Source organism: Plantibacter sp. 2H11-2, assembly GCF_050031945.1.
GTDB lineage: Bacteria > Actinomycetota > Actinomycetes > Actinomycetales > Microbacteriaceae > Plantibacter > Plantibacter auratus.
This window is the reverse complement of sequence record NZ_JBNBBL010000006.1, coordinates 1-12191: the sequence shown is the minus strand read 5'-3', so window position 1 is coordinate 12191 and position 12191 is coordinate 1. Positions and strand designations below refer to the sequence as shown.

Genomic DNA, 12191 nt, shown 5'->3' with positions numbered 1-12191 from the left:
GGCTTGATGACTGGATCGTGCGGGCATGTTCCCTGCCTGCAAACAGTGAGAATTCAACGGAGAGAGTGGGCGATCGACGGTGTCGAGCCAGATGACCGGAGTGGGCGCCGATGACGGCGCAACGAACGAATTCGGAGCCAATGAATGGCTCGTCGACGAGATGTACGAGCAGTACCTCGTCGACAAGGATTCCGTGGACCGCTCCTGGTGGCCGATCCTCGAGCACTACCGGCCGGTGAACGGCGCAGCCCAGGGAACGACGGGCGGCCAGTCGGACGACGGTGCGGCAGCTGCCGGCGCCACGGCGTCGGCCCCAGCGCCTGCGGCGGCGGACGAGGCGGCCCGGGTCAACCCGCCGACGGCCCCGATCCAGGTCATCGGCGCGCAGCCGGTCGCCCGCACCACCTCGGTCCAGGCGAAGCCGGCCCCGATCCCGGCCGACGCCCCGATGACGAGCCCGAACCAGGTCCAGCAGCCGAAGAGCGACCAGACCGAACCCGCTCCGGAGGACGTCGACAAGGTCACCGTGCTGAAGGGCATGGCCAAGTCGCTCGCCACCAACATGGACGCGAGCCTGACGGTCCCGACCGCGACGAGCGTGCGCACCATCCCGGCGAAGCTGATGATCGACAACCGCATCGTCATCAACAACCACCTGAAGCGCGCAAGAGGCGGCAAGGTCAGCTTCACCCACCTCATCGGCTGGGCCCTCATCCAGGCGTTGAAGGACTTCCCGAGCCAGAACGTCTACTACGAGGAGACCGACGGCAAGCCCACGGTCGTCGCCCCGGCGCACATCAACCTCGGCATCGCCATCGACCTCCCGAAGCCCGACGGCTCCCGCGCCCTCATGGTGCCGGGCATCAAGCGCGCCGACACCCTCACCTTCAACGAGTACCTCTCGGCCTACGAGGACCTCGTGACCCGTGCCCGCAAGGGCAAGCTCACCGGAGCCGACTTCCAGGGCGTCACGATCTCGCTCACGAACCCCGGTGGCATCGGGACCGTGCACTCGGTCCCCCGTCTCATGAAGGGCCAGGGCTGCATCATCGGCGCCGGCGCCCTCGAGTACCCGGCCGAGTTCCAGGGCGCCTCCGAGCGCACGCTCAACGAGCTGGCGATCGGCAAGACGATCACGCTCACGAGCACCTACGACCACCGCGTCATCCAGGGTGCCGGCTCGGGCGAGTTCCTCAAGGTCGTCCACGAGTTGCTCATCGGCAGCCGCAGCTTCTACCAGGACATCTTCGCCGCGCTCCGCATCCCGTACGACCCGATCCACTGGTCGCCCGACATCAGCGTCGACCTCGCCGACGCCGTCGACAAGACCGCCCGCGTCCAGGAGCTCATCAACGCGTTCCGCGTCCGCGGCCACCTCATGGCCGACATCGACCCGCTGGAGTACGTGCAGCGCTCGCACCCCGACCTCGAGATCGAGACCCACGGCTTGACCTTCTGGGACCTCGACCGCGAGTTCGTCACGGGCGCCTTCGGCTCGGCCCGCACGGCCAAGCTGCGCGACATCCTCGGCGTCCTCCGCGACTCGTACTGCCGCACCACGGGCATCGAGTACATGCACATCCAGGACCCCGCGCAGCGCAAGTGGATCCAGAGCAAGGTCGAGCGCAAGTACGAGAAGCCGACGCACGACGAGCAGATGCGCATCCTCGGCAAGCTCAACGAGGCCGAGGCCTTCGAGACCTTCCTGCAGACGAAGTACGTCGGCCAGAAGCGCTTCAGCCTCGAGGGCGGCGAGTCCACCATCGCCCTCCTCGACACCATCCTCCAGGGTGCGTCGCAGGCCCAGCTCGACGAGGTCGCGATCGGTATGGCCCACCGCGGCCGCCTCAACGTCCTCACGAACATCGCCGGCAAGACGTACGGTCAGATCTTCCGCGAGTTCGAGGGAACGCAGGACCCTGCGAGCCACGGTTCCGGCGACGTGAAGTACCACCTCGGCACCGAGGGCACCTTCAAGGCCGAGGACGGCCGCGAGATCCCGGTCTACCTGGCAGCGAACCCCTCGCACCTCGAGGCCGTCAACGGCGTCCTCGAGGGCATCGTCCGCGCGAAGCAGGACCGCGGGCCGATCGGCGCGTTCGGCACCCTCCCGATCCTCATCCACGGCGACGCGGCGATGGCGGGGCAGGGCGTCGTCCTCGAGACGATGCAGTTGTCCCAGCTCCGCGGCTACCGCACGGGCGGTACGGTCCACGTCGTCATCAACAACCAGGTCGGCTTCACCACGCCTCCTGGCGAGGGCCGCTCCTCCATCTACAACACCGACGTCGCGAAGACCATCCAGGCGCCGATCTTCCACGTGAACGGCGACGACCCCGAGGCCGTCGTGCGGGTCGCGGAGCTCGCCTTCGAGTACCGCCAGGAGTTCAAGCGCGACGTCGTCATCGACCTCGTGTGCTACCGCCGACGCGGCCACAACGAGGGCGACGACCCGTCGATGACGCAGCCGCTCATGTACAGCCTCATCGAGGCGAAGCGCTCCGTCCGCAAGCTGTACACCGAGGCGCTCGTCGGCCGTGGCGACATCACCGAGGAGGAGTACGAGGCCGCGCACCGCGACTTCCAGGACCGCCTCGAACGCGCCTTCATGGAGACGCACGCCGAGCAGACCTCGCCGACGCCGATCCCGACCGAGGTCCTCGACGAGGACGGCTACTCCGGCGAACTCGAGACGACCGGCGTGTCCGAAGGCGTCGTGCAGCTCATCGGCGACGCGTTCAACAACAAGCCGGCCGGGTTCACCGTGCACCCGAAGGTGCAGCAGCTCCTCGAGAAGCGACTCGACATGAGCCGCAACGGCAACATCGACTGGGGCTTCGGAGAACTGCTCGCGCTCGGATCGGTACTCATCGAGGGCACCCCGGTGCGGATGTCCGGACAGGACTCCCGCCGCGGCACCTTCGTGCAGCGTCACGCCGTCCTCCACGACCGGGTCAACGGCCAGGAGTGGCTGCCGCTCGCGAACCTCAGCGACAACCAGGCCCGCTTCTGGATATACGACTCGCTCCTCAGCGAGTACGCGGTCATGGGCTTCGAGTACGGCTACTCGGTCGAACGTGCCGACGCGCTCGTGCTGTGGGAGGCGCAGTTCGGCGACTTCACCAACGGCGCGCAGACGATCATCGACGAGTTCATCTCCTCCGCCGAGCAGAAGTGGTCGCAGCGGTCGAGTGTCACGCTCCTCCTCCCCCACGGCTACGAAGGCCAGGGCCCCGACCACTCGTCCGCGCGGATCGAGCGGTTCCTGCAGCTCTGCGCCGAGGACAACATGACCGTCGCACGGCCGTCGACCCCCGCGTCGTACTTCCACCTCCTGCGTCGCCAGGCGTACGCCCGCCCGCGTCGGCCGCTCGTCGTCTTCACCCCGAAGGCGATGCTGCGTCTGCGTGGCGCGACCAGCCCGGTGGCGGACTTCACCTCCGGCCGCTTCCAGCCGGTGATCGACGACGCACGGATCACCGACAAGGCCGCGGTCAAGCGGGTGCTCCTGCACTCCGGGAAGATCCACTACGACCTCCTCAGCGAGCTGCAGAAGCAGCCGAACGACGAGATCGCCCTCGTCCGCGTCGAGCAGTTCTACCCGGTCCCGGTGGCCGAGCTGAACGCCGTGGTCGCGCAGTACCCGAACGCCGAACTGGTCTGGGTACAGGACGAGCCGGAGAACCAGGGCGCGTGGCCGTTCATCTGCCTGGAGGCTGCCAAGCACCTCGAGGGTCGGACGATCCGCAACGTGTCGCGCACCGCGTCCGCCTCCCCCGCCACGGGTTCGGCGAAGCGTCACGCCGCCGAGCAGGCGGAGCTCCTCCGCACCGCGCTGTCGCTCTGACCTCAGCCGCACGACCGACGACCGCCTGTTCCGACAGGCGGTCGTCGTCGTCTGCGTCGTCGTCCGGACGCGGGCGGTCAGCACGGCGACAGCGATCCGTGAGTGGGCGGTGAGCCACCGCCAATAGGCTGACGCCATGGACTTCGCATTCCTCGCCGTCGTCGCGGTGGTGACCATCGTCGCGGTGGCCCGCTTCGCGAACAAGCTTCGCGTGGCAGCCCCGCTCATCCTCGTCCTGGTCGGCCTCGCCCTCAGCTATCTGCCGTTCGTGCCGGACGTCGAGGTAAAGCCGGAGTGGATCCTCGCCGGCGTGCTGCCGCCGCTCCTCTATTCGGCTGCCGTCAACGTCCCGCTGGTCGACTTCCGCCGCAACCTCAAGGCGATCTCCGGGCTCTCGGTCGTCCTCGTCGTGGTGTCGTCGGTCCTCATCGGCTGGATCCTGTCGACGATCCTCCCCGACCTGAGCCTGGCCGCCGGCATCGCCCTCGGCGCCGTCGTCAGCCCGACCGACGCGGTCGCCGCGACCTCCATCGGCAAGCGGCTGGGCATGCCGTCGCGACTCGTGAGCGTCCTCGAGGGCGAGAGCCTCGTAAACGACGCCTCGGCCCTCGTCCTCCTGCGCTCCGCCATCGCCGCGACCGCCGGGACGGTCTCGTTGTGGGGTGTCCTGGGCGACTTCGCCTATGCCGTGGCGCTCGCGATCGCGATCGGGATCGTCGTCGGGTTCATCACGGTCCGGATCCGATCCCGCCTCGGCGACCCGGTCCTGACGACGGTCATCTCCTTCGCCGTGCCGTTCATCGCGTATCTGCCCGCCGAGCACTTCCACGCCTCAGGCGTCCTGTCGGTCGTGGTCGCCGGGCTCTACACCGGGCATCAGAGCGCGAAGTACTTCACCGCCCAGGACCGCATCAGCGAGCGCATCAACTGGCGGACGACGCAGTTCCTCCTCGAGAACGGCGTGTTCCTGCTCATGGGGCTCGAGCTCGAGGCCATCGTCTCGCAGGTGGAGCAGGACGACCTCGGCATCTGGTCGTCGATCGGCCTCGGGTTGCTGACCGCCATCACCCTCATCGTCGTCCGCATCGTGTTCGTCGGCGTCCTCGTCTGGTCGTTGCGACGCGATGAACGGGAGGCCCTCGCCCGGCGGCCGAGACTGGAGCAGGTCTCCGCACGCCTCGAGGAGCATCCGACGGAGAACGCGCGATCGGCCAAGCGCAAAGCCGCCTTCTCGAGGTCGATCGCCCGGCGGAGCGCCGACCTGGACTTCCTGCAACGTGAAGGACTCGGCTGGCGGGGCGGCGCGGTGCTCGCCTGGGCGGGGATGCGCGGTGTCGTCACGATCGCCGCCGCGCAGTCGCTGCCACTCGACACCCCGTATCGGGCGGAGCTGGTGCTCATCGCCTTCACGGTCGCGATCGTCACCCTCCTGCTCCAGGGCGGATCCCTCCCGCTCGTCATCCGGCTGACCCGGGTCGGCGGGACGGACGAGCAGGCGGCGATGGCGGAGCTGGCCGGTCTCGTCGAGGAGATCTCGACCGTCGGTGTGGCCGCCCTCGACGACCCGCAGCTGCGCACGGACGGCGGGGAGCCGTTCGACTCCGCGGTCGTCGACCGGGTGCGCACGAGCAGCCTCATCCGCGTCGAGTCGGCGGCGGAACGCACCGATGCCGGCGTGGGCCCGCACGAGCAGTTCCGACAATTGCGACGCCGAGTGCTCGACGCCGAACGCGATGCGCTCCTCGATGCGCGGGCGACCGGCAGCTACTCCTCCGAGGTGCTGGCGAAGGCGCAGCGGATGCTGGACGTCGAGGAGTCACGACTCGACGGCGCAGGCTGATGCGGTCGGTCCGGCGTCAGGCGCTCTCGTGGGTGGCCTGGGTGGCCCGCAGCGACGCCAGGACCTGGTTCTTCAGGTCTTCGGGTGCCGTCTCCTTGCACGCCCGCTGGACGGCCTCCGTGAGGGTCTGGGCGACGAGCGCCTCGTTCTGACACTCCGGGCAGTTCGCGAGGTGCTCGCGGATGTCGGCCGCTTCGGTCGTGCACACCTCGTGACGGAGGTACTCCTCGAGGTCCTTCTTGGCCTTGTCGCAGCCGCAGTCGCTCATTTCTTGCTCCCCTGCTTCGTCACGGTGAACCCCCGCGACTCGGCGTAGTCGGCCAACAGGTCGCGGAGGAGTCGTCGGCCACGGTGCAGACGACTCATCACGGTCCCGATGGGCGTTTTCATGATGTCGGCGATCTCCTGGTAGGCGAAGCCCTCCACGTCGGCGAGGTACACCGCGAGGCGGAAGTCCTCCGGGATGGCCTGCAACGCGTTCTTCACGTCGCTGTCCGGCAGGTGATCGATCGCTTCGGCCTCGGCGGAGCGGCTGGAGGTGGCGCTGATCGACTCGGCGCCGCCCAACTGCCAGTCCTCGAGGTCGTCGATGGTGCCCTGGTAGGGCTCGCGCTGCTTCTTCCGATACGTGTTGATGTACGTGTTCGTGAGGATGCGGTAGAGCCACGCCTTCAGGTTGGTGCCCTGTTCGAACTGCGCGAACGCGGCGAAGGCCTTGACGAACGTCTCCTGGACGAGGTCCTGAGCATCCGACGGGTTCTTCGTCATGCGCATGGCAGCGCCGTACAGCTGATCGATGAACGGCAGTGCCTGTGCTTCGAACAGTGATCGGGGGTCCGGCTCGGCCGGAAGGGCTTCTGGGTCGACGGAGGTCATCACCGGCCAGTCTACGGCCAGCGCCAGACGACCGTGATCGGCCTCCGTCACCGGTCGTTCCAGTACCGCTGTGGACATCCGTTCCTCCTTCTGCTCGTGACCCCGACTACTGTTGGAACCAATGTTGACCAATCCGTATTCCGCACCCGATTTCGACGTGTACGGCGATGCCGAACCCGAGCACGACGACGCCGCCTGGCCGGCGCCCGTCGCGGACGGGCCGGTCGATGCGACCGTGTCCCTCCCGGGCTCGAAATCCCTCACGAACCGCGAGCTCGTCCTGGCCGCCCTGGCCGACGGACCGTCGCTGCTCCGTGCTCCGCTCCACTCGATGGACAGCACCAACATGGTGGAGGCGCTCCGCGCACTCGGGACGACCATCGTCGAGCGCCCGGCCTCGGGCGCGTTCGGCAAGGACTGGCTCGTGACGCCGGGCGAGCTGTTCGGCAGCACGACCGTCGAGTGCGGGCTCGCCGGCACCGTCATGCGGTTCGTTCCTCCGCTGGCCGCCCTCGCCCTCGGGCCGACCGTGTTCGACGCCGACCCCTCGGCCAGGAACCGGCCGATGGCCACCATGATCGGCTCGCTCCAGGCGCTCGGCGTCGACATCAGCGACGACGGCCGGAAGGCGCTCCCCTTCACGGTGCACGGCACGGGCACGGTGAAGGGTGGCAAGCTCACGATCGACGCGTCGTCGTCGAGCCAGTTCGTTTCCGGCCTCCTGCTGGCCGCAGCCCGCTTCGAGCAGGGTCTCCACCTTGTCCACGAGGGCGAGCGTCTGCCGAGCCTGCCGCACATCGAGATGACCATCGCGGCCCTCGCGGCCCGCGGGGTCACCGTGGAACAGCCCTCCGTCGGTGAGTGGGTCGTCGCCCCCGGCACGATCGCCGCGCTCGACGTCGACCTCGAGCCCGACCTCTCCAACGCCGCACCGTTCCTCGCCGCGGCGCTCGTCACCGGCGGAAGCGTCACGCTCCGCGGCTGGCCCACCTCCACCACCCAGGTCGGTGCCGACCTGGCGGACCTCCTGCCCCGCTTCGGCGCGACGGTCACCCTGGACGGCGACCGCCTCACCGTCACCGGCGGCGAGCGGATCACCGCGGTCGACCTCGACCTGACCACCGGCGGTGAGCTCGCGCCCGCCCTCACCGCGCTCGCGGCACTCGCCGACGGCCGGTCGACCATCACGGGCATCGGGCACATCCGTCACCACGAGACCGACCGCCTCGCGGCCCTCGCGACGGAGATCAACAAGCTCGGTGGCGCCGTCACGGAGCTGCCGGACGGTCTCCGCATCGAGCCGCGCCCCCTCCACGGCGGCGAGTGGTCGAGCTACCATGACCACCGCATGGCGACCACGGGAGCGATCCTCGGTCTCGTCGTGCCCGGGGTCACCATCGAGAACGTCGCCACGACCGCGAAGACGCTCCCGCAGTTCACCGAACTGTGGCACGCGATGCTCGGGGGCTGAGCCGATGAGCTGGTGGGACGACGGCGTCGACGACGACGAGCCGGAACTCGACGAGTCGAGCATCAGGATGCGGCCGAACCCGAAGGCGAACCGCCCACGGACGAAGACGCGGCCCGAGCACCTCGATGCACTGACCGCACGCGTCCTCGCGGTCGACCGCGGTCGCTACACCGTGCTCCTCGACGAAGGCACGCCCGAGGAGCGCGTCCTGACGTCGACCCGCGCTCGCGAACTCCGTAAGCAGGCCATCGTGACCGGCGACCGGGTCGATGTCGTCGGCGACACCTCGGGTGCCGAGGGCACGCTGTCGCGCATCGTGCGGATCGTGCCGCGCACGACGCTGCTCCGCCGCAGTGGCGACGACACCGACGCCATGGAGCGCGTCGTCGTCGCCAACGCCGACCAGATGCTCATCGTCGTGGCTGCGGCGAACCCCGAACCACGGGCCCGACTCGTCGACCGTTACCTCGTCGCCGCCTACGACGCGGGGATCACCCCGATCCTCTGCATCACGAAGACGGACCTCCAGGACCCCGACGAGTTCCTCGCGAACTTCGCCGGGCTCGGCCTGCGCGTGTTCCGCAGCCGGGAGGACGACGTCCCCCTGGCCGAGATCACCGAGGCCCTCATCGGCCACGACACGGTCTTCGTCGGCCACTCGGGCGTCGGCAAGTCCACCCTCGTCAACGCCCTCGTCCCGACCGCTGAGCGCGCCACAGGGCATGTGAACGTCGTCACCGGGCGTGGCCGCCACACCTCCTCGTCGACCGTCTCGCTGCGCATCGAGGCGCCCGGAGGATCCGGGTGGGTCATCGACACCCCGGGCGTCCGATCGTTCGGTCTCGGACACGTCGACACCGCCAACATCCTGAAGTCGTTCACCGACCTCGCGGAGATCGCGCTCGAGTGCCCACGCGGCTGCACCCATCTGCCCGACGCCCCCGACTGCGCGATCATCGAGGCCGTCGCCGAGGGGCGGCTCGGGGAGAACGGCCCGGCACGCCTCGACTCGCTCCAGCGGCTGCTGGGCACCTTCGCGACGATCAAAGCCGACCAGTACTCCTGACTAGGCTTGGGGTATGCCTGAACCCCTCCGTCTCTCCGCCGGCGACCCGGCCCCCGCGTTCACCCTCACCGACCAGGACGGCGCCAGCGTGTCCCTGTCCGACTTCGCTGGACGACGGGTGATCCTCTACTTCTACCCCGCCGCGATGACGCCCGGCTGCACCACCCAGGCGTGCGACTTCCGCGACAACCTCGCATCGCTCGGCGGTGCGGGGTACGTGGTGCTCGGCGTCTCGAAGGACTCCGTCGAGAAGCTCAAGGCCTTCCAGGAGGAGGACGGGCTCACGTTCCCGCTCCTCAGCGACCCGGAGCTGACGGTCCACCAGGCATACGGAGCCTACGGTGAGAAGAACTCGTACGGACGTATCGTCACGGGGGTCCTCCGCTCGACGTTCGTCATCGACGAGACGGGCACCCTCACCCTCGCCCGGTACAACGTCAAGGCCACCGGCCACGTGAAGAGCCTCCGCAAGGCCCTCGGCCTCGACGCCTGACGCGTCGTCGCTGCTGGACCATCACGACCGACGCGTTGCGCTCAGATCTCGCGTCGGGTCACGGCGGCGACCGCGGGCGTGAACAGGAGCCCGAGGACGGCCAGCGACGGCAGCAGCAGGAACCACCCGATCGCGGGTTGCGCGAAGACCCCTTGGAACGCGCCGACGGCGACGGCGATCTGCACGAGCTGCCAGGTGACCGCTCCCCCGCGGATCCAGCTCCGTCCGCGGATCGCGCCGAGCGCGAGCGCCGTGACGAACGCCGTTGCGATGAGCAGGATCACGAAGATCGCCAGCGCGCTCGTGAACGAGGCCGGCGTCGCCGCGACCAGCTCGAAGAGGAACCAGGCCGAGAGCCCGATCATGAGCAGCGCCTCGGCGACGAGCAGGACGATGAAGGCCAGCACCGCCGGACGACGACGCTCCTCCGGGTTCGGAGCGGAGGCGGCGTTTCGATCGGTACTCACAGGGTTCACCCAAACTTGACTATTGATTTGCTCTTACCGATATGAAACCATGTTTGAGGCCGACATGAGGTCCACGAGGGTGTGGACAGATCCCGAATCCCGGACGATCATCCCCCTCGCATTTCGGCTTTCGCTTCCCGAGACCCCTCACTCGGTTGAAGAAATCTCACCATGCAATAAAAGGAGCTCCCCTATGGATTGGCGCGATAAAGCTGCCTGCCTGACCGTCGACCCGGAATTGTTCTTCCCGGTCGGGAACACCGGTCCGGCGGTCGATCAGATCGACAAGGCGAAGGCCGTGTGCGCCACCTGCAGTGTCACGGAGCTGTGCCTCCAGTACGCGCTCGAGACCGGCCAGGACTCCGGCGTGTGGGGCGGCCTCAGCGAAGACGAGCGTCGCGCCCTCAAGCGTCGCGCTGCTCGCGCTCGCCGCGCCTCCTAGTCGCAGACGAGAACCCCGGGTGCCGAACGGCCCCGGGGTTCTCGCATGTCTGCGGCCGTTCGTGACCGACCAGGACCTCAGCTCTTGGCGACCCAGCGCATCGGGATCGCGATCGTGACCTCGGTTCCGCTCCCCATGAGCGTGTGCCAGTCGATGGTCCCACCCAATTCACCCTGGATGAGCGTCCGCACGATCTGGGTGCCGAGACCGGACCCGACCTTCCCCTCCGGGAGCCCCACGCCGTTGTCGCGGACCTGCACGCTCAGCAGCTCGTCCGTGCGGTCGGCCGTGATCTCCACGTCGCCGTCGCGGCCGTTCAGGCCGTGCTCCACCGCGTTGGTGACGAGTTCGGTGAGCGCGAGGGCGAGTGGCGTCGCGTACTCGCTCGGGAGCACGCCGAACGAGCCGGAGGACTTCGGGCGGACCGTGGTGTTGTGCGAGCTCGCCACTTCGGCGATGAGCAGGAGTACGCGCTCGAAGACCTCGTCGAAGTCGACGTTCTGATTGAGCCCCTCGGACAGCGTGTCGTGCACGACCGCGATGGCGGCCACGCGCCGCATGGCCTGCGTGAGGGCGTCGTGGGCGTCCTCCGAGTGCGTCCGCCTGGCCTGGATCCGCAGGAGCGATGCGACGGTCTGGAGGTTGTTCTTCACCCGGTGGTGGATCTCGCGGATCGTCGCGTCCTTGGTGATGAGTTCCTGCTCCTGGTGACGCAGTTCGCTGACGTCGCGGCAGAGCACGATCGCGCCGACCCGCTCGCCGCGGCTCCGCAACGGGATCGCCCGGAGGGAGACCGTCACGCCCTTGTCCTCGATGTCGGTCCGCCACGGCGCCCGACCGGTGACGACGAGTGGCAGGGACTCGTCGACGGTGACGGTCCCCGTCCCGGAGAGCAGATGGGTCGTGACGTCCGCGAGCGACTCGCCCTCGAGTTCCTCGGCGAATCCGATCCGGTTGAAGGCCGAGAGCGCGTTGGGGCTGGCGAACGTGACGGTGCCGTCGACATCGAGACGGATCAGGCCGTCGCTCGCGCGCGGCGCGCCCCGGCGCGGTCCGGTCGGCGCTCCGAGATCCGGGAAGTCGCCGACCGCGATCATCTCGAACAGGTCGCTCGCGCAGTCGTTGAACGTGAGTTCCTGGCGGCTGGGCGTCCGAGCCTCACCGAGATTGGTGTGGCGGGTGATGACCGCGATCGGTCCGTCGGCATTGGTCGTCTCGGTCGGAGATATCCGCCGGGCGACGGGTACGGCACGAACCCTGGTCGGGGTCTCTTCGTACCAGTCCGGTGCGGACGACTCGATGATCCGTCCACTCTCGAAACAGTCGGTGACCTGCTTGCGCCATTCCTGCTTGATGGATTGCCCGACGAAGTCGCGATAGAAGAGTGTCGCGGCACTCGACGGACGCGAATGCGCGACCGCTATGAAACTGCCGGAATCGGTCGGTACCCAGATGACGATATCGGCGAACGCCAGATCCGCGAGGAGTTGGCTGTCCGCGAGCAGCATGTGCAGCCACTCCACGTCGGCCGCACTGGAGCGGCCCTGGGCGAGAACGAGATCACTGAGCGTCGACACGATTCCAGTCTAGGCTCGGCCGGCCGACACCGAGTGCGCCGAGCGTGCCCTGACGACCACTGTCAGGCAGGCGCTGTCTCTTATACACATCTGACGCTGCCGACGACAATTA

General features: G+C 68.4%; 10 protein-coding genes. 6 read left to right on the top strand and 4 right to left on the bottom strand.

The window, feature by feature from the left end:
• Nucleotides 1-79: 79 nt before the first annotated feature.
• The gene (locus ACQG07_RS12745) at nt 80-3847 is read left to right on the top strand and encodes a multifunctional oxoglutarate decarboxylase/oxoglutarate dehydrogenase thiamine pyrophosphate-binding subunit/dihydrolipoyllysine-residue succinyltransferase subunit (RefSeq protein ID WP_426738463.1); all 3768 of its coding nucleotides are present in this window, start codon (nt 80-82) and stop codon (nt 3845-3847) included.
• 136 nt (nt 3848-3983) lie between these two features.
• The gene (locus tag ACQG07_RS12740; RefSeq protein WP_085513347.1) at nt 3984-5687 is read left to right on the top strand and encodes a cation:proton antiporter; all 1704 of its coding nucleotides are present in this window, start codon (nt 3984-3986) and stop codon (nt 5685-5687) included.
• Nucleotides 5688-5703: 16 nt separating this feature from the next.
• Here ACQG07_RS12740 and ACQG07_RS12735 read toward each other — a convergent pair whose 3' ends face one another.
• Both ACQG07_RS12735 and ACQG07_RS12730 read right to left on the bottom strand, forming a co-directional pair.
• Nucleotides 5704-5955 carry a zf-HC2 domain-containing protein gene (locus ACQG07_RS12735; protein ID WP_079707242.1) on the bottom strand — a complete coding sequence of 84 codons (252 nt, stop codon included), beginning with the start codon at nt 5953-5955 and terminating at the stop codon, nt 5704-5706.
• A complete protein-coding gene (locus ACQG07_RS12730) occupies nt 5952-6641 on the bottom strand; it encodes a sigma-70 family RNA polymerase sigma factor (protein WP_079707243.1) in 690 nt (229 codons plus the stop codon). The genes ACQG07_RS12735 and ACQG07_RS12730 overlap by 4 nt, the downstream gene beginning before the upstream one ends.
• A 43-nt stretch (nt 6642-6684) precedes the next feature.
• Between ACQG07_RS12730 and aroA the strand changes: the two genes are divergently transcribed.
• Genes aroA through bcp form a run of 3 tightly spaced genes read left to right on the top strand, consistent with a single transcriptional unit; the run spans nt 6685 to nt 9593 of the window.
• The gene (gene aroA / locus ACQG07_RS12725) at nt 6685-8034 is read left to right on the top strand and encodes a 3-phosphoshikimate 1-carboxyvinyltransferase (RefSeq protein ID WP_426738462.1); all 1350 of its coding nucleotides are present in this window, start codon (nt 6685-6687) and stop codon (nt 8032-8034) included.
• Between the two features lie 4 nt (nt 8035-8038).
• Nucleotides 8039-9100: a ribosome small subunit-dependent GTPase A gene (rsgA, locus tag ACQG07_RS12720; protein WP_064295360.1), complete on the top strand. Its 1062-nt coding sequence runs from the start codon at nt 8039-8041 to the stop codon at nt 9098-9100.
• Nucleotides 9101-9113: 13 nt separating this feature from the next.
• Entirely contained in the window at nt 9114-9593 is a 480-nt protein-coding gene (gene bcp, locus ACQG07_RS12715) for a thioredoxin-dependent thiol peroxidase (RefSeq protein WP_192006726.1), read from the top strand.
• 41 nt (nt 9594-9634) lie between these two features.
• Here bcp and ACQG07_RS12710 read toward each other — a convergent pair whose 3' ends face one another.
• Complete coding sequence (locus ACQG07_RS12710; protein ID WP_137243338.1) at nt 9635-10060, bottom strand: hypothetical protein; 426 nt, start codon at nt 10058-10060, stop codon at nt 9635-9637.
• Nucleotides 10061-10253: 193 nt separating this feature from the next.
• Between ACQG07_RS12710 and ACQG07_RS12705 the strand changes: the two genes are divergently transcribed.
• Nucleotides 10254-10502, top strand: a complete 249-nt coding sequence (locus ACQG07_RS12705; RefSeq protein ID WP_056012627.1) for a WhiB family transcriptional regulator — start codon at nt 10254-10256, stop codon at nt 10500-10502.
• A gap of 77 nt (nt 10503-10579) precedes the next feature.
• Here the strand turns inward: ACQG07_RS12705 and ACQG07_RS12700 are convergent, their stop codons facing one another.
• Nucleotides 10580-12079, bottom strand: a complete 1500-nt coding sequence (locus ACQG07_RS12700; protein ID WP_079002802.1) for a sensor histidine kinase — start codon at nt 12077-12079, stop codon at nt 10580-10582.
• Nucleotides 12080-12191: the final 112 nt, after the last annotated feature.